The sequence below is a fragment of the Pseudomonas sp. ZT5P21 genome (assembly GCF_054897785.1).
In genome coordinates this window covers 65,890-86,311 of the sequence record NZ_CM142705.1, presented here as the reverse complement: position 1 = coordinate 86,311, position 20,422 = coordinate 65,890, and the positions used below count along the sequence as shown (strand labels likewise).

20 protein-coding genes are annotated in these 20,422 nt (G+C 58.9%); 19 read left to right on the top strand and 1 reads right to left on the bottom strand.

Features of this window, described 5'->3' with window-relative positions:
- Positions 1–78 precede the first annotated feature (78 nt).
- A complete protein-coding gene (locus ACYZT9_RS00405; RefSeq protein ID WP_462008072.1) occupies positions 79–957 on the bottom strand; it encodes a hypothetical protein in 879 nt (292 codons plus the stop codon).
- Between the two features lie 782 nt (positions 958–1,739).
- Between ACYZT9_RS00405 and tssA the strand changes: the two genes are divergently transcribed.
- The 19 genes from tssA to icmH all read left to right on the top strand — a co-directional run bounded on the left by tssA (position 1,740) and on the right by icmH (position 20,421).
- On the top strand, positions 1,740–3,296 hold the full coding sequence (tssA, locus tag ACYZT9_RS00400; RefSeq protein WP_462008071.1) for a type VI secretion system protein TssA: 1,557 nt from the start codon (positions 1,740–1,742) through the stop codon (positions 3,294–3,296).
- A gap of 32 nt (positions 3,297–3,328) precedes the next feature.
- Positions 3,329–3,832, top strand: a complete 504-nt coding sequence (tssB, locus tag ACYZT9_RS00395; protein WP_169372441.1) for a type VI secretion system contractile sheath small subunit — start codon at positions 3,329–3,331, stop codon at positions 3,830–3,832.
- A gap of 25 nt (positions 3,833–3,857) precedes the next feature.
- Positions 3,858–5,333 carry a type VI secretion system contractile sheath large subunit gene (gene tssC / locus ACYZT9_RS00390; protein WP_462008070.1) on the top strand — a complete coding sequence of 492 codons (1,476 nt, stop codon included), beginning with the start codon at positions 3,858–3,860 and terminating at the stop codon, positions 5,331–5,333.
- A gap of 13 nt (positions 5,334–5,346) precedes the next feature.
- Positions 5,347–5,754, top strand: a complete 408-nt coding sequence (tssE, locus tag ACYZT9_RS00385) for a type VI secretion system baseplate subunit TssE (protein WP_462008069.1) — start codon at positions 5,347–5,349, stop codon at positions 5,752–5,754.
- Positions 5,755–5,764: 10 nt separating this feature from the next.
- Positions 5,765–6,289 carry a PAAR domain-containing protein gene (locus ACYZT9_RS00380; RefSeq protein WP_462008068.1) on the top strand — a complete coding sequence of 175 codons (525 nt, stop codon included), beginning with the start codon at positions 5,765–5,767 and terminating at the stop codon, positions 6,287–6,289.
- A gap of 66 nt (positions 6,290–6,355) precedes the next feature.
- The gene (locus tag ACYZT9_RS00375; protein WP_462008067.1) at positions 6,356–7,288 is read left to right on the top strand and encodes a DUF6402 family protein; all 933 of its coding nucleotides are present in this window, start codon (positions 6,356–6,358) and stop codon (positions 7,286–7,288) included.
- Positions 7,289–7,714, top strand: coding sequence for a hypothetical protein (locus tag ACYZT9_RS00370; RefSeq protein ID WP_462008066.1), 426 nt, complete (start codon positions 7,289–7,291; stop codon positions 7,712–7,714). It begins immediately after the preceding gene.
- Positions 7,714–8,151 (top strand): hypothetical protein, encoded by a 438-nt coding sequence (locus ACYZT9_RS00365; RefSeq protein WP_462008065.1) that lies wholly within the window; start codon positions 7,714–7,716, stop codon positions 8,149–8,151. The genes ACYZT9_RS00370 and ACYZT9_RS00365 overlap by 1 nt, the downstream gene beginning before the upstream one ends.
- Positions 8,152–8,164: 13 nt before the next feature.
- Positions 8,165–8,587: a hypothetical protein gene (locus ACYZT9_RS00360; RefSeq protein ID WP_462008064.1), complete on the top strand. Its 423-nt coding sequence runs from the start codon at positions 8,165–8,167 to the stop codon at positions 8,585–8,587.
- The gene (locus ACYZT9_RS00355; protein WP_462008063.1) at positions 8,584–9,060 is read left to right on the top strand and encodes a hypothetical protein; all 477 of its coding nucleotides are present in this window, start codon (positions 8,584–8,586) and stop codon (positions 9,058–9,060) included. The genes ACYZT9_RS00360 and ACYZT9_RS00355 overlap by 4 nt, the downstream gene beginning before the upstream one ends.
- Positions 9,061–9,084: 24 nt before the next feature.
- The gene (gene tssF / locus ACYZT9_RS00350; RefSeq protein ID WP_462008062.1) at positions 9,085–10,872 is read left to right on the top strand and encodes a type VI secretion system baseplate subunit TssF; all 1,788 of its coding nucleotides are present in this window, start codon (positions 9,085–9,087) and stop codon (positions 10,870–10,872) included.
- Positions 10,836–11,843 carry a type VI secretion system baseplate subunit TssG gene (tssG, locus tag ACYZT9_RS00345; protein ID WP_462008060.1) on the top strand — a complete coding sequence of 336 codons (1,008 nt, stop codon included), beginning with the start codon at positions 10,836–10,838 and terminating at the stop codon, positions 11,841–11,843. Before tssF ends, tssG begins: the two co-directional genes overlap by 37 nt.
- Positions 11,844–11,856: 13 nt before the next feature.
- Complete coding sequence (gene tssH, locus ACYZT9_RS00340; RefSeq protein ID WP_462008059.1) at positions 11,857–14,505, top strand: type VI secretion system ATPase TssH; 2,649 nt, start codon at positions 11,857–11,859, stop codon at positions 14,503–14,505.
- 10 nt (positions 14,506–14,515) lie between these two features.
- The gene (locus tag ACYZT9_RS00335; RefSeq protein ID WP_462008058.1) at positions 14,516–16,033 is read left to right on the top strand and encodes a sigma-54 interaction domain-containing protein; all 1,518 of its coding nucleotides are present in this window, start codon (positions 14,516–14,518) and stop codon (positions 16,031–16,033) included.
- Between the two features lie 312 nt (positions 16,034–16,345).
- Positions 16,346–16,486 carry a hypothetical protein gene (locus tag ACYZT9_RS00330; RefSeq protein ID WP_008150087.1) on the top strand — a complete coding sequence of 47 codons (141 nt, stop codon included), beginning with the start codon at positions 16,346–16,348 and terminating at the stop codon, positions 16,484–16,486.
- A gap of 17 nt (positions 16,487–16,503) precedes the next feature.
- Positions 16,504–17,700 carry a type VI secretion system-associated FHA domain protein TagH gene (gene tagH, locus ACYZT9_RS00325; RefSeq protein WP_462008057.1) on the top strand — a complete coding sequence of 399 codons (1,197 nt, stop codon included), beginning with the start codon at positions 16,504–16,506 and terminating at the stop codon, positions 17,698–17,700.
- Positions 17,701–17,705: 5 nt separating this feature from the next.
- Entirely contained in the window at positions 17,706–18,206 is a 501-nt protein-coding gene (tssJ, locus tag ACYZT9_RS00320) for a type VI secretion system lipoprotein TssJ (protein ID WP_462008056.1), read from the top strand.
- 2 nt (positions 18,207–18,208) lie between these two features.
- Positions 18,209–19,540 (top strand): type VI secretion system baseplate subunit TssK, encoded by a 1,332-nt coding sequence (tssK, locus tag ACYZT9_RS00315; protein WP_462008055.1) that lies wholly within the window; start codon positions 18,209–18,211, stop codon positions 19,538–19,540.
- A 5-nt stretch (positions 19,541–19,545) separates the two neighbouring features.
- Complete coding sequence (gene icmH / locus ACYZT9_RS00310) at positions 19,546–20,421, top strand: type IVB secretion system protein IcmH/DotU (RefSeq protein WP_462008054.1); 876 nt, start codon at positions 19,546–19,548, stop codon at positions 20,419–20,421.
- Position 20,422 lies beyond the last annotated feature (1 nt).

Below are 20,422 nucleotides of genomic sequence, written 5' to 3'. Positions count from 1 at the left end.
AACGCTAGCAGCGCGAGGGGAGGAATGATGTAGGAAGGGTCTCGGAGAAGTGTGCGAAACATCCGGCATAACCGAATGTTAGCTGGGATACGCCGCCGCTATCCGCGCGCGCCCATTGACCAGCAGCTCTTTAGTCCGGCGACTGCGCAGCCAGGCAATCCACTGGATCAACTCAGCGTGCCCCTGTTGATCCATCATTTGAATAAACCGCACGTGCCAGCGCTTGCAGGCTGTTTCGCGAAACGCCGTACGGCGTTGCAAATCCGCCAGGCTTTCGCCATTGATCACCCCTTGAGCAAAACACAGCCATTGTTCCGGAGGTCCCGAGCGTGACAACTCCGTAGCATCCGACGGGCTCAACGTTTTTGAGCAGCCGTAGCAATAAAAGCCAGGGCGCGGCGCCTCGACGTGCTGCATATGGAGCGAGCCACATTGCGAGCAAACCGCCTGTTGCGTCGTCATTAAATGCTCCAGGACACTCAGGAACGTCCGGGCTTGGACTGCAATGTGCGGCGGCGGTGTGAGGTCGGTTCGATCCTGTCGCGCAGACCACCATTGATGTAAGGCGGGAAACTTTTCAGCCATTACCGCACGGCAGGGCTTGATCCAGCGCCAGGTGGTGCCGTAGGAAATGCCCAGCGCATTGGCAGCAACGGGCGTAGACCAGCCCGCCAAGAGGCACTGACCGAAGTCGGACCACAATTGTGTATGTCCACAACCCGGAAAGAGGTTTTGTGACGGATAGTTAAAGCCTTTTCCGCACGCTCCACAGCGGCAAGCGGGAAGGCGCGGGTTCGTCAGCGCCTCCGTTCTGAATTGTTGATGTCCATAATGCGGGCATTCGACCGTCGATTTGTCGGGCAGCTCGCGCAAGTAGCGAATGAAGGCGTCTGCTTGTTCGTGCAGCTCGACGGGCAGGCAACGGTGGAAGTCAGGCAGGGGGGAGTTTTCAGCCATTGGTTTTCTTCTTCCATGGAGGAAAGCAGTGAGTGGGCCGATCAATGTGCAGTGCGAGGCGCAAATGCTAGCAACGGGCAAAAACTAGCGATGTAGGAAGGGTCCCGAAGCAGTGTCCGAAATATCCGGCACTACCGAATGTTGCGTTTCTGAACGAAAACGAACATCAGCACGGGAGCGTCCGGACGTGTCGACAAAATGCCGGGCTCGTTAACAAGGCATCTAAAGTGTTGATGTAGGACGCATCTTGAAGGCAAGTATGAAATTTCGCAGATACGCAAAGTTCCATTCTGGAACTTCCGTTTATATATATGCGGCGCCATCATAGTGATGGCACTTTTCTCGTCGGCAGTTGTCACTCGTCGCCTTATTTCTGGATACTGATAACATTTCGGAAGGCTCCTACATGCATGGCATTGAATTTTTGGCATGCTTCACGTTCACCTCAGGGAGCGCATGGCAGTGAATACGAGAATAGTGCGGTGGACGATGGGCAAGGCTCTATCTCAGCGGTTTCCGGCCGACGACGCTGAAACTGGCGAGATAAGCGGTTATCAGGGGATACCCCTGCTACATATAGGGTGATCACCTAGCGTAAATAAACGCGCTTCGTCTTATTGTTTAATCAGATGCTTGCTAGTGGCCACCATCGTGAGTACGATGCGCCCACTTTGAAAGAGCACGATCTCAATTGGATGAGACTCTTCGCAGCTCTTTGATTCTGTCCCACGCCGTTGGCAACCCAATGGACGTTTGACCGTAATCCAAACTAAAGGCCAGGGATGTCCTACTCAAGCAAACTTTCTGCTCATTACCTCGACCTCGCAAAAGCCTCTGTTTCCAAAGAGAATTTCGCGGGCGAGGATGTTCGCTTTTCGAGCGAATATGAAGCACTGGAAAGCGAGCTGGCCAAAGCCTCGTCCATGCACGAAAGCGGTCAGATCGACTGGCTGAAAATCCGTGAAAACAGCGAAAACCTGCTACGCACCCAATCCAAGGATTTGCGGGTTGGCGCGTGGCTGACCTGGGCTCTGTACCAGCGCGAATCCTTTCAAGGCCTGCTCGCCGGCCTCGGTTTGCTGCACTACCTGTGCGAAAGCCACTGGGCCGAAGTCCACCCGAACAAGGCCCGCACCCGCGCCGCTGCGATCAGTTGGCTGGTGCCGCGTCTTGAGCAGGTGTTGACTGAAAGCATCGCAATCAAAGAGCAGTTGCCGATGTTCCGCCGTCTGGTGGAACACCTTGAAGGCCTCGACGCAGCCTGCACCGAGCACTTGGGCGATGATGCACCGCTGCTGTTGCCGATTTCCCGCCGCCTGAAAAACATGGTGCAACGCGCCGCCGACAATCAGCCGGAGCCCGGTGTGGTCGGTGCCGCCGTGGCTCAGGTCAAGCAAGCGGCCACGCAGCTGTTCACCCCCGGCGCACCAATAGACAACGAAAAAGAAGCCCACAAAGCCCTTCGCGCCCAGCAGGAGAACGCCCGCCCGTTGTGTGCCTGGTGGCTCAAGCAGAAAGCCACCGACCTGCGCGCCCTGCGCCTCAATCGCACGTTGCTGTGGTTGCCCATCGATGCCGTCCCCGAGCGTAACGCCGAGCAAGTCACCGTTCTGCGCGGCTTGCCGGCGGACAAGCTCAAGGCCTATCAGGACCGTTACGACCAGGCCAAATATGCAGACCTGTTGGTGGAACTGGAGGCAAGCCTGGCGAAGGCGCCTTTCTGGTTCGACGGCCAGCGAATGGTCTGGGAATGCCTAGAGGCATTGAACGCTGACATGGCGATGCGCGAAGTGGAAATCCACTTCGCGCTTTTGGTTCAGCGCCTGCCCGGCATCGTCGAGTTGCGTTTCCATGATGGCGCTCCATTCGCCGATCCGGCGACTCGCGCCTGGATCAGCGCCAATGTCATGCCGCACCTGCAAAGCGCCAGCGCGCCACGCAAGGTCGAAGTCGCCGATACCCAGCCGGCCTGGGAGCTGGCACTCGAAGAAGTCCTGCCGATTCTGCGCAAGGACGGCCTCAAGGCCGCCGTGCAAATCCTCAAGCAGGGCCTGCAAAGTGCCCAGGGCGGGCGCGTCCGATTTTTCTGGCAGTTCGCCCTCGCGCGGCTGTGCTTCATGGCCAAGAAATACGAACTGGCCAAGACCCAACTCGAAACCCTCGACCAAACATTACAGGACTCAGGCCTGAACGCCTGGGAGCCCGATCTTGCGCTGGAAGTGCTGCATTTACTGCATAGCTGCTGCGAGTTGTTGCCGCAGAACCATGCCGTACGTGAACGCAAGGAAGAGATTTATCGCAGGCTGTGCCACCTCGATCTCGAAGTGGTACTCGAATAGGCCCCAGGGCCACAACCGCAAGGAGAAAAGCCATGGCCAAAGAAGGCTCGGTAGCCCCCAAGGAACGCATCAACGTCACCTTCAAACCTGCCACCGGTGGTGCCCAGGAAGAGATCGAACTGCCGTTGAAACTACTGGCAATCGGTGACTACACCCACCGCAAGGACGAACGCAAAGTCGAAGATCGCAAGCCGATCAGCATCGACAAGATGACCTTCGACGAGGTGCTGGCCAAGCAAGAGCTGGAGCTGACACTGAGCGTACCGAACCGTCTTCAGGAAGAAAGCGACACTGAAGAACTGGCCGTGAAACTGCGCGTCAACTCGATGAAGGACTTCAACCCGGCCTCGCTGGTCGAGCAAGTGCCGGAGCTGAAAAAACTGATGGAACTGCGCGACGCGCTGGTGGCGCTCAAAGGCCCGCTGGGTAACGCGCCTGCGTTCCGCAAAGCCATCGAAGGCGTTCTCGCCGACGACGAATCCCGCGGTCGCGTACTGGGTGAGCTGGGCCTGAACGCCGCCGCCCAGGACGCCTGAGTCTCCATCAGCCAAGGAAGCCAACATGAGCAAGAGTGCAGCGCAGCAAAAGAGTAACGAGAACGGCGAATACAGCATTCTCGACAGCATCATCGCCGAAACCCGCCTGACGCCGGACGACGAAGCCTACGACATCGCCAAGCGCGGTGTGTCGGCCTTCATCGAAGAGCTGCTCAAGCCGCAGAACAACGGTGAGCCGGTCAAGAAAGCCATGGTTGACCGCATGATCGCCGAGATCGATGCCAAGCTCAGCCGTCAGATGGACGAAATCCTCCACCACCCGGACTTCCAATCCCTGGAGTCGTCGTGGCGTGGTCTGCAGTTGCTGGTCGACCGCACCAACTTCCGCGAAAACATCAAGATCGAAATCCTCAACGTCTCCAAAGAAGACCTGCTGGACGATTTCGAAGATTCGCCGGAAGTGATGCAGGCTGGCCTGTACAAGCACATCTACACCGCTGAATACGGTCAGTTCGGTGGTCAGCCGGTGGGCGCGATCATCGCCAACTACTTCATGTCCCCAAGCTCGCCCGACGTGAAACTGATGCAGTACGTGTCCAGCGTTGCCTGCATGTCCCACGCGCCGTTCATTGCGGCGGCCGGCCCGAAATTCTTCGGCCTGGAAAGCTTCACCGGCCTGCCGGATCTGAAGGATCTGAAGGATCACTTCGAAGGCCCGCAATTCGCCAAATGGCAGAGCTTCCGCGAGTCGGAAGACTCCCGTTACGTTGGCCTGACCGTGCCGCGTTTCCTGCTGCGCAACCCGTACGACCCGGAAGAAAACCCGGTCAAATCGTTCGTCTACAAAGAGACCGTCGCCAACAGCCACGAGCACTACCTGTGGGGCAACACCGCCTACGCGTTCGGCACCAAGCTGACCGACAGCTTCGCCAAATTCCGCTGGTGCCCGAACATCATCGGCCCGCAGAGCGGTGGCGCGGTTGAAGACCTGCCGTTGCACCACTTCGAAAGCATGGGCGAAATCGAAACCAAGATCCCGACCGAGGTACTGGTCAGCGACCGTCGTGAATACGAACTGGCCGAGGAAGGTTTCATCTCCCTGACCATGCGCAAAGGCTCCGACAATGCGGCGTTCTTCTCCGCGAGCTCGGTGCAGAAAGCGAAGTTCTTCGGCATTAGCGCAGAAGGCAAAGCGGCAGAGCTGAACTACAAGCTCGGCACCCAACTCCCATACATGATGATCGTCAACCGCCTGGCTCACTACTTGAAAGTGCTGCAGCGCGAGCAACTCGGTTCGTGGAAAGAGCGTACTGACCTCGAGCTGGAACTCAACAAGTGGATTCGCCAGTACGTCGCCGACCAGGAAAACCCGAGCGCCGAAGTCCGTGGTCGTCGTCCACTGCGTGCAGCCCAGATTATCGTCAGCGATGTCGAAGGTGAGCCTGGCTGGTACCGCGTCAGCCTGAACGTGCGCCCGCACTTCAAGTACATGGGTGCCGATTTCACCCTGTCGCTGGTTGGCAAGCTGGACAAAGAGTAAGCGGAGCTAACTCATGACTGGATACGGCAGCCTTTTCGAACGCCTGGGTGGCGACGCGGACAAACGCGTCGGCTGGAGCCGCGAGGTTTCCGCCATGGCGTCCGTGGCTGCCCATCTGGCCAAGATGCTCAGCACCCGTGCGGGCAGCGTGCAAACGCTGTCCGATTACGGGCTACCCGATCTCAATGACATGCGCCTGAGCCTGCACGACTCCCTGAGTCAGGCCCGCCTGGCCATCGAAAGCTTCATCGAAGCCTACGAACCGCGCCTGAGCAACGTGCGTGTCATTTCCTTGCCGCGTGAACACGATCAGCTTCGCCTGTCCTTCAGCATCGAAGGCTTGCTGGAAGTTGATGGTTTCAAACGTCAGGTCAGTTTCGCCGCGCGCCTGGATGGCAGCGGTCAAGTCAAGGTCACCTAAGGAGATTCGCATGTCCGGCAAACCCGCAGCCCGCGTCACCGACCCCACCGCTTGCCCGCTCCCCGGCCACGGCACCAACCCGATCGCCGCCGGTTCCGGCGACGTCTTCTTCGACGGCCTCGCGGCCGCCCGCCAAGGCGATGCCTCGGCGTGTGGTGGTGCGATGTCGGGCGGGTTGGCGACGACGGTTTTGATTAACGGCAAACCGGCGGCGACGGTGGATTCCGTTGGGACTCATGGCAACAAGGTTACGGCCGGGTCCGGGACAGTGATTATCGGGAATTCTCATTCTCCGGTGCCGTTTGTGGCGCCGTTGCCGGTGGAGCTCAGTTGGCCATTCAACGAGCACTTTGTGATCAATTGTCAGGACACCGGAAAACCGTTGGCCGGTATTGAGTACACGCTGCAGACGGCCTCTGGAAAAATGGTGACAGGCGTTACTGGAGCCGATGGCAAGACTAAGACGATCCATTCAGACATTGCCGAGCCAGTTGAGCTGATCATTGAGCAGCAAACAAAAGTGGCGATTGCATAAAAATGTACGGTAGCTCGCACCCTGTCAGTAGCAGGGTAGGCAATCAGAAACGACAGGGATGTTGAGATGGCGAATACAACAGTGACCGCAACGTTGACCCCGGCGAATAATCGGACCGGGCAGAAGGCGACTGTGCGCGAATTTGGAGTCTCGGATATCCCTGGAGCGATGGAAAAAATCAACTGGCTAACCGCAGCCAAGCTGATGAACTTCTGGTTTAAAGGAGATCCATGGCCGACGGAAGATGGTGGTATGGATGCACTGACCAAACTGCATAAGAAAGAATCAGTGGGTCCTTATGTAGAGGACTCCATTGTCAAAATGAGCTGGCTGATAAAATTTACGCGAGCAAACGAAGTAATTAAACAATTGAGAGCGCTTTGGAATAGCCCAAAGGCGCAGCCGCGTATTCGAGAGTTGATTCTCCGCGATTTCAAGGGCAGGGGAGACGGGGCCTACCAGTTAACATTCTCGGGAAGCGCCAGGGCTGCCGAAAAATTTGGTTATTCCAATACGCTTCCAGTCCAGACACCTAACAGCAATGTTTTTCTGCTTGATGAACTAAGGGGAGCGCTGGCGAATTTCAATGTCAGGGTGATTGCTGAGGGCGAAGTTATTGTCGCTGCCAAAAAAATCAGTTTCCTGGTGAATCGCATAGGGTTCTATATAGAGGACAGTTATGATTTTAGTGATGAAGGTACTCGGTTTAGTCAGCCTCTTGGTTACTGGAACTATGATGGTATAGCAGATCCTGTGACGGGTAATGGCTCCAACTTTCTATCAGCGATCGGTAAAGCCGAAATGGCCAGAACCGCTGCAATGCGCGGCGAAGATGTGCAGGCCATATTTAAAGATATTGACGGCAAACGTTATCACTTTATTCAAAATAGTGATTTTGCCGAGTATCGAAAAAAATTTGGAAAAGGCGGTGATTTTACAGTGTTCTCAGACATGATGTATGAGAGCGTAACGCCCACTCTGATCAAGGTCGTAGAATAAATGCGTTTGAAAATTGCATTTATATTCTTGTTGACGTGCCTGATGGTTGGACTGCTGGCGCTCTATTCTATTGTCGATAATCTGTCTCAGCGCCGTCCAGATGTGGTTGAGTTGAGTCCTTCCAGGCAATACATCGTGGAGCGAGTACCTTTTGATTTTTCCTTTTTTGGGGAAAGTCTTTCCTATCTTCGAGTTACGGATCAAGACGCGCCTAAGTATATTTACCGGAGTCCGTTGTATCCGACGAGGCTGTTGGAAATACGCGTCAGTGAAAGCAAGGGGAAGATAGGGATACCTAATGTTGATTTTATTACCGATCAGAAAAAATTCATCTTTTATGCTCAGCATTGGGAAGAGTATAGATTGAACCACCTTATCAGTAACACAGCATACTCAGTTCAACCGTTAAACGGGAGTGGCAAGTAATGGCTTGGTACGGTGGTTTATTTTTTTTGAAGCACCGCAAAGGCGTCTGCCGCACAGTTGCTGTGCTGGTTGTCATGGCTATTTTATTGTTTTTTGTTGTTACCACAATGCGGAATTATCCTGCCGATGTCACAGTGGTCAGTCCTTCCGGTCGTTATATTCTAGAAAATGTACCCGTTGGTAAAATTCTCACGCTTGGTGGAATGGCTTACTTAAGAGTAATAGATAGAGAGAATCCTCAAGAGGTTTATCGTACGCCTTTATATTCAACTCAGCTGCTCGATATGAGAACTACCGAGACCGATACCACCGTTGGAGTGGTATGGCTATATTTTGATCATGATAAAAAAACTTTTGAAATAGCCATGCCCGCTTGGGAGTCGCACTGGCTGAATATGTTCATCAGTAACACTCCCTATGTCCACGTTGAAGACTGAACACGAGACCCGCATGAGTAACTACGCCCGTCTCGCGATGTGTCTGTTTGTCCACGCCCTCGGATGTGTGGCCTACGCGTTTTTGAATGACGCGGTTGTGCATGCTTACAAGAATCTGAATGGCGGTTTCACATCGCACGGTGTTGCGATCGGCATGGCCAGTTACGCGCTGCTCTACATCTTCCTGGGTGTGAATCTGGTCGCCGCGCTGATTCCGAGCCTCATCGCCAAGCTTGTGATCCTGGCTCTGATGGTGGGGTTCATCTTGCTCTGGATGCTGCCAGAGAATCCGTTAAGAGCCTTGTTTTACGGTGTGGCCCAAGGCTGCGTCACGTTGCTGGCAATTCTCGCCACTCAAGTCATCGAGTTGCGCTGGGCATTGCGAAACGCGGCTAGCCGTACCCAGCCGATCCAGCCTGGGAGGGCCACGCAATGATCAGGTCGGGTATCGAGCGCAATCCAAAATGCGAAAAGGGGACAGTCCCTACCGTTCCCAATCCAATTATTTTCAAAGCAGCGCTCTGGTCTCTGCTCTTGGTGATGTTGGCTTTGACACTGGCCGAGCAGGGCACCGGACACGCGGTGGTTCTGGACTTGCAACAAATGCTGTTGATCTACGTCCTCTCATTCGGAATCCCGGCCTACATCGCCTTTGCCCTGTGGGCAACGCGAGTAATGAGCGGAAAAACCGAACAGCAAATTTTGAAAAGTGTGTGGCGCGCGCCGCTGACGTTCATCCCTTTTTACGCCGCCCCTTGGGTGATTTATGGATTGGGCCATGTGTTTTTGGGGAGCTTCGCCGGGTTTCCGATGATGTTTGGCTGGCTGGCTTTTTTACCGTACCTGCTCATCGCCGGTTACGTAGTTGCCGGTCTAACGGTCGCGCTCTACAGGACGTTTTTTTCATGAGATCCACCACCAGGAAGGTACCCCGTGTCCTTTAACCACTACTACCAAAGCGAACTCACCGCACTTCGCCAGTTAGGTCGTCGATTCGCCGAGCGTAGCCCGGCGTTGGCGCCTTTCCTCGGGCAAGCCGGGCGGGATCCGGACGTGGAGCGGTTGCTGGAGGGCTTTGCGTTCCTGACCGGACGCCTGCGTCAGAAGCTCGACGATGAATTGCCCGAACTCAGCCATTCCCTGATGCACCTGCTGTGGCCCAACTACATGCGGCCGCTGCCGGCGTTCAGCATTTTGCAGTTCGACCCGCTGAAGCGTTCGGGCCCGGCGTTGATGGTCGAGCGCGATACGCCGGTCGAGAGTAAGCCGATCGATGACGTGCGTTGCCGCTTCCGCACCTGCTACCCGACCGAAGTCTTGCCGCTGGATCTGGCCGCGCTGACCTACTCGGTGAAAGGCGATGGTTCGCTGTTGAGCCTGCGTCTGGAGATGAGCGCTGACGGTCATCTCGGTGAGCTGGAGTTGAGCCGCCTGCGCCTGCACTTTGCCGGCGAGCGCTACATCAGCCAGATGTTGTACCTCAGCCTGTTGCGCAACCTCGATGGCATCGAGCTGATTCCGCTGGATGGCGCCGGCAAGCCCATCAATGGCGTGAGCGGCCAGCCGATGGCGTTCAAGTTGCCGGGCGACCGCGTGCAACCGGTAGGGTTTGCCGAAGAAGAAGCGTTGATCCCGTATCCGCTGAACACCTTCCGCGGCTATCGCTACTTGCAGGAATATTTCGCCTTCCAGGACAAATTTCTCTTCGTCGACATCAACGGTCTGGACCTGCTCAAAGCGCTACCGGAAGACACGCTGAAGCAAATGCGCGGTCTCGAATTGCGCTTCGATATTCGCAAGAGCGGCATCATGCGCATGCGCCCGACCCTGGAAAACGTGAAGCTCTACTGCACGCCCATCGTCAACCTGTTCAAGCACGACGCCTTGCCGATCCGCCTCGACGGCAAGCAGGACGAATACCTGTTGCTGCCCGCTGAATTCGATCTGCAAAACTGCGGTGTGTTCTCGGTTGAGACTGTGACCGGCTGGAAACCCGGCGGCCTCGGGTATCAGGAATACGTGCCGTTCGAATCCTTCGAGCACGATCCGAGTTTCGACGTGCCCAACAGCCGTCCGCATTACAGCATCCGCCAGCGTTCATCTTCGCTACACGACGGCCTCGACACCTACCTGAGCTTCGGCATCCGCCACACCGAAGCCCATGAAACCCTGTCGATCGAGCTGATTTGCACCAACCAGAACCTGCCGCGCAAGCTCAAGCTCGGCGACATCTGCATGGCCTGCGAAGACACCCCGGAGTTCTTGAGTTTCCGCAACATCACGCCGGCCACGCCGAGTTATGCGCCGCCGCTGAATCGCGACTTCCTGTGGAAGCTGATCAGCAACATGTCGCTTAACTATCTGTCGCTGGCCGACGTTAATGCGTTGAAGGTGATTCTCGAAACCTACGACCTGCCGCGCTACTACGACCAGCATGCAGAAAAAGTCAGCAAGCGCCTGCTTGGCGGGCTCAAGTCGATCAAGCATCAACACGTCGATCGGCTGCACCGAGGGCTGCCGGTGCGCGGTTTGCGCACCGAGCTGACCATCGACCCGGAAGGGTATATCGGCGAGGGCGACCTGTTCGTTTTCGCTTCGGTTCTTAACGAGTTTTTCGCGCTTTACGCCAGTCTCAATTCGTACCACGAGCTGCGAGTAAAAAGCACACAGGGAGAGGTGTACCAATGGACACCACGTATGGGCCTGCAGCCCCTGCTTTAAGCGGGCTGACCCGGGTAATACGCGAGTACTCGCTGTTTCAGGCCGTGCTGCTGGTGGTTGACCGGCTGCGCGATGCACACCCGCACCTGAGCGAAGACGACCTGTACGACCAGCTGGAATTCCAGGCCAACCCGAGCCTGGGTTTCCCTGGCAGTGACGTCGATCGCGTGGAGTTTTTCCACGAGCACGGGCAGATGCGCGCGCGCCTGCGCTTCAACCTGATCGGCCTGGTCGGTTCCGGTTCGCCGCTGCCGGCGTTCTACGGCGAACAGGCGCTGGGCGACAGCGAAGACGGCAACCCGACTCGCCACTTCCTCGACCTGTTTCACCATCGCCTGCAAAGGCTGATGCTGCCGATCTGGCGCAAGTACCGCTACCGCGCAAGCTTCCAGAGCGGCGCGCTCGATCCATTCTCCGCGCAACTATTCGCGTTGATCGGCCTCGGCGGCGAAGAGATCCGCAAGGCCCAGGAACTGAACTGGAAACGCCTGCTGCCGTACCTCGGTTTGCTCAGCTTGCGGGCGCACTCGGCGGCGCTGATCGAAGCGGTGCTGCGTTACTACTTCAAGCACGCCGAACTGACCATCGAGCAGTGCATCGAACGCCGCGTGGAAATTCTTGACGAGCAGCGCAATCGTCTGGGCCGCGCCAACAGCCTGCTCGGCGAAGACCTGGTGCTGGGCGAACACGTGCGCGACCGCAGCGGCAAATTTCGCATCCACATCCGCGAGCTCGACTGGCAACGCTTTCACGAATTCCTGCCGATCGGTTTCGGCTATCAGCCGTTGTGCGCGCTGGTGCGGTTCACCCTGCGTGACCCGCTCGATTACGACATTCGCCTGGTGTTGCGCCAGGAAGAAATCCGCGAACTGCGCATCGGTGAGCAGAACGCTTGTCGCCTGGGATGGACCAGTTGGCTGGGCCGCGAAAAAGCGGACGGCGTGGTGACCCTGGGCAGCAAAATTCATTAAGGACAGATGACCAATGATCAACGTAGACCTGCAACAACTTATCCAGGCGCTGGACGCCGAAACCCGCCGTGATCTGGAAAGTTCTGCCGAGCGCTGCGTCGCCCGTGGCGGCAGCAAGATCCTCGTCGAAGACTTGCTGCTGGGCCTGCTGGAGCGCCCGCAAGGCTTGCTCGCACGCGCGCTGCAAGACGCGGAAGTGGATGCCGGCGAACTGAGCGCCGCCTTGCAATCACGGGTCGAGCACAGCGCTTCGCGCAACCCGGTGTTCGCCCCGGAACTGGTGCAGTGGCTGCAAGACGCGTTGCTGGTGGCCAACCTTGAACTGGGCCAGAGCCAGGTCGAGCAAGCCGCGCTGATCCTCGCGCTGCTGCGCAACCCGATGCGTTACGCGGGCAGCCGCTACCAGTCTTTGCTGGCCAAACTGAACATCGAGCGCCTGAAGGAATTCGCCCTGTCGCAGAAGGAACAACCGGCCACTGGTAAACCCGCCGTGCCGGGCGAATCGCTTCTGCAGCGCTTCACCCACAACCTGACCCAACAGGCCCGCGACGGCAAGCTCGACCCGGTGCTGTGCCGCGATGGCGCAATCCGGCAGATGGTCGACATCCTCGCGCGTCGTCGCAAGAACAACCCGATTGTGGTCGGTGAAGCCGGCGTCGGTAAAACCGCGATCGTCGAAGGCCTGGCTTCGCGCATCGCCGCCGGCGAAGTGCCGCAAGCGTTGAAAGGCGTAGAACTGCTGTCGCTGGACATGGGCCTGTTGCAGGCCGGCGCCAGCGTCAAAGGTGAATTCGAACGTCGTCTCAAAGGCGTGATCGAAGAAGTCAAAGCGTCGCCGAAACCGATCATCCTGTTCATCGACGAAGCGCACACGCTGATCGGCGCGGGCGGCAATGCCGGAGGCTCCGACGCGGCCAACTTGCTCAAACCGGCACTGGCCCGTGGCGAACTGCGCACCATCGCTGCGACTACCTGGGCCGAGTACAAGAAGTACTTCGAAAAAGACCCGGCGCTGGCCCGTCGTTTCCAACCGGTGCAATTGCATGAACCAACCGTCAGCGAAGCGGTGACCATCCTTCGTGGCTTGGCTCAGGTGTACGAGAAGAGTCACGGCATCTACCTGCGCGATGACGCGGTGGTGGCGGCGGCCGAATTGTCCGCGCGTTACCTCGCGGGTCGTCAGCTGCCGGACAAAGCCGTCGACGTCCTCGACACCGCCTGCGCCCGCGTACGCATCAGCCTCGCCGCCGCCCCGGAAAGCCTTGAGCGTCTGCGTGGCGAACTGGCCGAAGGTGGCCGCCAGCGTCAGGCCCTGCGCCGTGATGCTGAAGCCGGTTTGCTGATCGATCACGAAGCGCTGGACGCTTTGGAAGATCGTCTGGTCGCCGCTGAAGAAGAAAGGGTTGCGCTGGAAACCCTCTGGACCGAACAGAAAGAACTGGCCGAACGCCTGCTGGACCTGCGTCAGCAACTGGCCAAGGCACGCGAAGCGGCTGCCGTCGAACCGACCGCCTCGGTGGAAGAAGACGCCGAAGGCACCGTGATCGAAACGCTGCCGGCAGATGAAGTGCAAAGCATTGAGAACCTGGAAGCCCGGCTCAACGAAACTCACAAAGCCCTGACCGAGCTGCAAGTCAAAGAGCGCCTGGTGAGCTTCGAAGTCTGCCCGCGCCTGGTCGCCGAAGTGATCAGCGCCTGGACCGGTGTGCCACTGGCGCAACTGGCCCGCGAACACAACGCCAAGGTCGCCAGTTTCGCCACCGACCTGCGCACGCGCATCCGTGGTCAGGAACAAGCCGTGCACGCCCTGGACCGCTCGATGCGCGCCACCGCTGCCGGCCTGAACAAACCCGATGCGCCAGTCGGCGTGTTCCTGCTGGTCGGCCCGAGCGGCGTCGGCAAGACCGAAACCGCGCTGGCCCTCGCCGACTTGCTGTACGGCGGTGACCGTTTCATCACCACCATCAACATGTCCGAGTTCCAGGAGAAGCACACCGTCTCGCGCCTGATCGGTGCGCCGCCGGGCTACGTCGGTTACGGCGAGGGCGGCATGCTTACCGAAGCGGTGCGCCAGAAGCCGTACTCCGTTGTGCTGCTCGATGAAGTCGAAAAGGCTGACCCGGACGTGCTCAACCTGTTCTACCAAATCTTCGACAAAGGCGTGGCCAACGACGGCGAAGGTCGCGAGATCGACTTCCGCAACACGCTGATCCTGATGACTTCAAACCTGGGCAGCGACCGCATCAGCGAACTCTGCGAAAACGGCGCGAGGCCGACCGCCGAAGTGCTCGAAGAAACCATTCGCCCGGTGCTGAGCAAGCACTTCAAACCGGCGCTGCTGGCGCGGATGCGCGTAGTGCCTTACTACCCGGTCGGCGGCCCCGTGCTGCGCGAGTTGATCGAAATCAAACTCGGTCGTTTGGGTGAGCGCCTTAATCGTCGCCAACTGGATTTCACGTACTCGCAAGACCTCGTCGATCACCTGGCCGAACGCTGCACCCAAAGCGACAGCGGCGCGCGTCTGATCGATCACTTGCTCGACCTGCACGTGCTGCCGCTGGTGGCCGACCGCTTGCTCGACGCGATGGCCACCGGGGAAAGCCTCAAGCGTGTCCACGCAACGCTCGACGGCGGCGCCAGCGTGACCTGCGAGTTCGCCTGAGGTGGGTGTGATGTTCACTCAAGTGCCGCAGCCGCTGGTGTATGCCGAATCGTTGCTGGCGCAGTTCGCCAGCCTGTCGCGCGCGGCGGACGGCGCTGCGCTGCTGGGTGACTTCGTGCGCGGGGTGGCGGAGCTCAGTGGATGCGAGCTGACGCAGTTGTACCTGCTCGACGCGACCCACACGTGTCTGGGGATGAACGCCGAGTGCCTCAATGGCATCCTGCAACCGCGTGAGTCGGCGAGCCTGCCGGCGGATTACAACGGTGAACAACTGCTGCAATTCGCCCTGTGTCAGAACCGTGTGGTGAGCCTCGGCGAACTCAGCGCAAGCCTGCACGAAACCAGCTTCCTGCCACCACAGGCCACACCGTGGCAGTCGCTGTTGTGCGTGCCGCTGGTCAATCAGCAGAAGTCTGTGGAAGGTTTATTGCTCTGCGCCAGTCGCCGACATCTGGACCTGCAAGGCTTTGCCGATTCCCTCGGACAACTGGGTTCGTTCGTGCTCGGCCAGCTGCATTTGCTGCAACGTCTGCGTCAGCCGACCGGTGATGCACGACCGCTGAAACCCAGCGTCCCGAGCGCCAGCGGTTATGGCCTGATCGGCAAGAGCAAGGCCATGCGCGAGACCTATTCGCTGATCAGCAAAGTCCTGCACAGCCCGTACACCTTGCTGCTGCGTGGCGAAACCGGCACCGGCAAGGAAGTGGTCGCACGCGCCATTCATGACTGCGGCCCGCGCCGTTCCCAGGCCTTCATCGTGCAGAACTGCGCGGCGTTCCCCGAAAATCTGCTGGAAAGCGAACTGTTCGGCTACCGCAAAGGCGCCTTCACTGGCGCTGACCGCGACCGCGCCGGGCTGTTCGACGCGGCCAACGGCGGCACCCTGTTGCTCGATGAAATCGGCGACATGCCGTTGTCGCTGCAAGCCAAGTTGCTGCGCGTGTTGCAGGAAGGCGAGATCCGTCCGCTGGGCTCCAACGACACCCACAAGATCGACGTGCGCATCATCGCCGCGACGCACCGGGACTTATCGGTGCTGGTGAGCGAAGGCAACTTCCGCGAGGACTTGTACTACCGCCTCGCGCAATTCCCCATCGAGTTGCCGGCCTTGCGTCAGCGCGAAGGCGACATCCTCGACCTGGCCCGGCATTTCGCCAACAAGGCCTGCGCGTTTTTGCAGCGCGACGTAGTGCGCTGGTCCGATGCGGCGCTGGATCACCTGTCCGGTTATGCCTTCCCCGGCAACGTGCGCGAACTCAAAGGCTTGGTCGAACGCGCAGTGTTGCTGTGTGAGGGCGGCGAATTGCTGGCCGAGCATTTCTCCCTGCGCATGGAAGCCATGCCGGAAGACAACAGCCTGAACCTGCGCGAACGCCTGGAGCAGGTCGAACGCAGTCTGCTACTCGATTGCCTGCGCAAAAACGACGGCAACCAGACCCTCGCCGCCCGCGAACTCGGCCTGCCGCGCCGCACGCTGCTGTACCGCCTGGGGCGTCTGAATATCAATCTGGGTGACTTCGATGGTTGAGCCAAAACCAATTCCTGCAACCGGAATTTCTGTGGTGAGTGGAACTCCTGTGGCGAGGGGATTTATCCCCGTTGGGTTGCGAAGCGACCCCAAAACCGGCTTGCCCGTTCATTCAGGTAAATCGCGGTTACCGGATTACGACTGCTGCGCAGCCGAGCGGGGACAAGTCCCCTCGCCACAGTGGATCACCAATTTCCCTGTGATTGGTTATAGAGCTTGGTTTAGAGCCTTCCAATCAGATTTATCCGCTTATTTCAGCGCCGCCCGAACGGGCCGGCGCTTTGTGCTTTGTCTACCCCTGGAGACCCTCTGATGTCTGTTCGTCACTGGCAAGCCGTCCTGTTGACCCTCGTCGTTCTATGCGGCCTCGGCGGCTGTAGCGGCAATTACAAATACAACGACAACACCTATCGCCCGTTGGGTGATCCGCAGGCGGTCAATCGCGGCAAGTGACCGCAAGGAGTATCACCATGGAACTGGTTTTCGAAATGTTGAACACCAAGCAGTTCGTGCCCACGGAGCTGTGCCAGAAGACCTTCAAGCAGGCCGGTGGCGTGATCGGGCGGGGCGAGGATTGCGACTGGATCATCCCGGACCGCAAGCGTCATCTGTCCAACCATCACGCGATGATCAGCTACCGCGGGGGCACGTTTTTCCTGACCGATACCAGCAGCAACGGTATTCAGGACAGCGAAAGCGGCGCACGCCTGCGCAAGGGCGAAGCGATGCGCATCGAGCACGGCAGCGTCTACGTACTGGGTGATTTCGAGATCCGCGCGCGGCTGGTGCGCGACCCGGCCACCTTCGACGTCGAAGTCGGACGGCCACAGGCGGCGGGTAGCATCATTCCGGATGACGCATTTCTCGACCTGGACCCGCTGAACGCCCTCGATCAGCAAGAGCGTGTGTATTCGGAAATCGACGAACTGATTTCCCCGAGCACTACTATCGAAGACACCCGTCAGCGCGCCGACTATGCGCGCATCGACATGGAAAGCCTGATGGTGCCGGAGCTGATCGACGCCCCGGTCGAACCTGCGCCAGCGCCTGCGCCGAAAGCGCGTGAGCGTCAAAGCGAAGGTTTCTGGGAGCACTTCGGTGCCGCGCTCGGCGTGGACCTCAAAGGCCTCGACCACGACGCTCGCGAAGCATTGGCGCTGAACGCTGCACGCTTGCTCAAGCAAAGCGTCGGCGGTTTGCAGCAGAGTCTGCGCACCCGCAGCGAACTGAAAAACGAACTGCGTCTGGCCCAGACCACGGTGCAAGGCACGCAAAAGAACCCACTGAAATTCGCCGTCGATGCCGGTGAAGCGCTGGGCATTCTGTTGCAGCCGAACAAGCCGGGCCAATTGCCGGCCGAGCAGTCGATCTCGCGCGCGTTCCGGGATCTGCAGGCGCATCAGGTGGCGTTGTTGACCGCCAGCCGCGCCGCCGTGCGCGGGACGCTGGAGCACTTCTCGCCGCAGCAATTGACCCTGCGTTTCGAGCGCGACAACAAACCGTTGCTCGCCACATCCGGCAGTCGCTGGAGAGCTTACGGTCGTTATCACCAGGCCCTGCGTCAGGACGATGACTGGAGCGAACGCCTGTTGGCCCGTGACTTCGCTCAGGCCTACGAAGAACAGATTCGCCTGATTTCCACCCTTCACACCGACCACCAAGGATGATGCGCATGTCTCGCTGCTCGACCGTTTTTTACAAGATGCTGACGGCGTTCGCGGCCCTGGCGCTGCTGGCCGGTTGCTCGTCGTTGTCGCCGTATTCCCACGTCACCAAGCTCAACCTGAAGCTGACCGGCAGCGATCAGCTGAACCCGGACCTCAACGGGCGTCCGTCGCCGATCGTCGTGCGCCTGTTCGAGCTCAAGCATCCGGTGACGTTCGAGAACGCCGACTTTTTCAGCCTCTACGAACGCGCCAAGGAATCCCTGGCCCCGGACCTGGTGGCCAGCGAAGAACTTGAGCTGCGTCCGGGCGAAACTATCGAGCTCAAGCTCAGCGTGGAAGAGGGCAGTCGTTACGTCGGAATCCTGGCGGCCTACCGCGACCTGCCGGAAACCAAATGGCGCTACACGGTGCAAGTCACGCCGGTGGAAGTCACCGAGGCTGACCTGACCCTCGACCAGGCCGGTATTCGCAACAGCAACGAAACGCTCGCCAAGGCGGATGACTGATCATGAATTCCCATAAAGTCATTTGGCAGGAAGGCATGCTGCTGCGTCCGCAGCACTTCCAGCACAACGATCGCTACTACGACCACCAGATGAAAACCCGCACCCAGTTGCTGGGCAGTTACACCTGGGGATTCCTGAATCTGGACATCGACTTGCAGTTCCTCAACATGGGCAAACTGGTGGTCAGCCAGGCCTCGGGGATTCTGCCCGACGGCAGTCTGTTCGAACTCGGTGGCAACACCGAACCGCTGGCGCTGGACGTGCCGCCGAACACCGGCAACACGCCGATTTACCTGGCGCTGCCGCTGGTCACGGGCAATCACATCGAGTCACGCCGTCCGGAGCAATCCGACGTGCTGGCGCGCTACACCGCGTACGAAGCCGAAGTGGCCGACTCCAACGCCGGCGACGATTCCGCCAGCCAGGTCAGCTGTGGTCGTCCGGACTTCAAACTGTTGCTTGGCGAGCAGCAGAGCGATCAGGCCTACGTGAAGCTGAAGATCTGCGACGTGCTCGACACCACGCCCGACGGCGTGATCAGCCTCGATCCGGATTTCGTGCCGACCTACATTCAGGCGCATTCCTCCAGCTACCTGCTGTCGTGCCTGAAAGAAGTGATCAGCATGCTCGGTCACCGAGGCGACACCATCGCCGAGCGCATCCGCTCCAACGGCAAGGTCGGTGGCGCGGAAGTCGGCGACTTCATGATGCTGCAACTGATCAACCGCACCGAGTTGCTGCTGCGTCACTACCTCGGTCTGGAACAGGTTCACCCGGAAGAGTTGTACCGCACGCTGCTGACCATGCTCGGCGATCTGGCGACGTTTTCCAGTGACAGCAAACGCCCGCGCCTGGACAGCCGTTACCAGCACAGCGACCAGGGCGCGAGTTTCCGCAAACTGATGGAAGCAATCCGTCAGGTGCTGTCGATGGTGCTCGAACAGCACGCCATCGAACTGGTGCTGCAAGCGCGTCAGTACGGGATCATCGTTTCGCCGTTGCACGACCACAAACTGCTGGGCTCGGCCTCGTTCGTGCTCGCGGCCAGTGCCAACTGCGATTCCGAAGAACTGCGCCACCGCTTGCCGGCGCACCTCAAGGTCGGCCCGGTGGAGCGCATCCGCCAACTGGTCAACCTGCACCTGCCGGGCATCAAGGTCAAACCGTTGCCGGTGGCCCCGCGGCAGATCGCGTTCCACTCCAACAAAACCTATTTCATCCTCGAACTCAGTTCCGAAGACCTGGCGCAACTCGAGCGCTCCGGCGGCTTCGCGTTCCACGTGTCCGGCGAATTCGCCGAGCTTGAACTGAAATTCTGGGCCATCAGGAACTGACCGACATGATCAAGGACATGGAACACCATCAGGACGATAAAACCGTCTTGCTCGACCGCCAGGGCCACGGCCCGGCGCAAAGTCCGCTGACCGACTTCGCCGCACCGCCCCGTTTCGAACAGCTCGAAGAACGGATGATCTACGCCGCGCGCCTGCGCCCGGCGGAGTCGTTCAACATCAGCCTCAATTCGCTGGTGGCCGCCGGTTCCGACCTGCTGTCGGAAGTGGTGCGACTCAAGCACAGCGACACCCGTGAAGACCTGTACGCGCTCAACGAGCGCCTGACGGCCGGGTTGAAACTATTTGAAGTGCGTGCGCTGCACAACGGCGCCGAAAGCAGCCAGGTGATGGCTGCGCGTTACGTGCTCTGCACCGTGGTCGACGAAGCCGTCGTGACCACGCCGTGGGGCAACGAAAGCGAGTGGTCGCAGATGAGCCTGCTCAGCAGCTTCCACAACGAAACGTTCGGTGGCGAGAAGTTCTTCCAGCTGCTGGATCGCCTGTCGAAAAACCCGGTCAAGCACCTGCCGATGCTGGAGCTGATGTACCTGTGCCTGTCGCTGGGCTTCGAAGGCAAGTACCGCGTGCAAGCCCGCGGCATGCTCGAGCTCGAAGGCATCCGCGACGCCTTGTATCGGCAGATTCGTCAGCTGCGCGGCGACGTGCCACGTGAGCTGTCGCCGCATTGGGAAGGCTTGAACGATCAGCGCCGCAGCCTGGTGCGCATCGTGCCGGCGTGGATGGTGGTGTTGTTCACCGTGGTCTGCCTGGTGGTGATGTATTCGGGGTTCGCCTGGGTCTTGGGCGAGCAACGCGAAACCGTTCTGCAACCTTATCAACAGCTTGATCCGGCGACGGTTCAGCCGCAGTCGCAGCCGTAAA

Coding starts and splice junctions, on each gene's coding strand:
- ACYZT9_RS00405 (WP_462008072.1), bottom strand. CDS start 957: ATGGCTGAAAACTCCCCCCTGCCTGACTTCCACCGTTGCCTGCCCGTC.
- tssA (WP_462008071.1), top strand. CDS start 1,740: ATGTCCTACTCAAGCAAACTTTCTGCTCATTACCTCGACCTCGCAAAA.
- tssB (WP_169372441.1), top strand. CDS start 3,329: ATGGCCAAAGAAGGCTCGGTAGCCCCCAAGGAACGCATCAACGTCACC.
- tssC (WP_462008070.1), top strand. CDS start 3,858: ATGAGCAAGAGTGCAGCGCAGCAAAAGAGTAACGAGAACGGCGAATAC.
- tssE (WP_462008069.1), top strand. CDS start 5,347: ATGACTGGATACGGCAGCCTTTTCGAACGCCTGGGTGGCGACGCGGAC.
- ACYZT9_RS00380 (WP_462008068.1), top strand. CDS start 5,765: ATGTCCGGCAAACCCGCAGCCCGCGTCACCGACCCCACCGCTTGCCCG.
- ACYZT9_RS00375 (WP_462008067.1), top strand. CDS start 6,356: ATGGCGAATACAACAGTGACCGCAACGTTGACCCCGGCGAATAATCGG.
- ACYZT9_RS00370 (WP_462008066.1), top strand. CDS start 7,289: ATGCGTTTGAAAATTGCATTTATATTCTTGTTGACGTGCCTGATGGTT.
- ACYZT9_RS00365 (WP_462008065.1), top strand. CDS start 7,714: ATGGCTTGGTACGGTGGTTTATTTTTTTTGAAGCACCGCAAAGGCGTC.
- ACYZT9_RS00360 (WP_462008064.1), top strand. CDS start 8,165: ATGAGTAACTACGCCCGTCTCGCGATGTGTCTGTTTGTCCACGCCCTC.
- ACYZT9_RS00355 (WP_462008063.1), top strand. CDS start 8,584: ATGATCAGGTCGGGTATCGAGCGCAATCCAAAATGCGAAAAGGGGACA.
- tssG (WP_462008060.1), top strand. CDS start 10,836: ATGGACACCACGTATGGGCCTGCAGCCCCTGCTTTAAGCGGGCTGACC.
- tssH (WP_462008059.1), top strand. CDS start 11,857: ATGATCAACGTAGACCTGCAACAACTTATCCAGGCGCTGGACGCCGAA.
- ACYZT9_RS00335 (WP_462008058.1), top strand. CDS start 14,516: ATGTTCACTCAAGTGCCGCAGCCGCTGGTGTATGCCGAATCGTTGCTG.
- ACYZT9_RS00330 (WP_008150087.1), top strand. CDS start 16,346: ATGTCTGTTCGTCACTGGCAAGCCGTCCTGTTGACCCTCGTCGTTCTA.
- tagH (WP_462008057.1), top strand. CDS start 16,504: ATGGAACTGGTTTTCGAAATGTTGAACACCAAGCAGTTCGTGCCCACG.
- tssJ (WP_462008056.1), top strand. CDS start 17,706: ATGTCTCGCTGCTCGACCGTTTTTTACAAGATGCTGACGGCGTTCGCG.
- tssK (WP_462008055.1), top strand. CDS start 18,209: ATGAATTCCCATAAAGTCATTTGGCAGGAAGGCATGCTGCTGCGTCCG.
- icmH (WP_462008054.1), top strand. CDS start 19,546: ATGATCAAGGACATGGAACACCATCAGGACGATAAAACCGTCTTGCTC.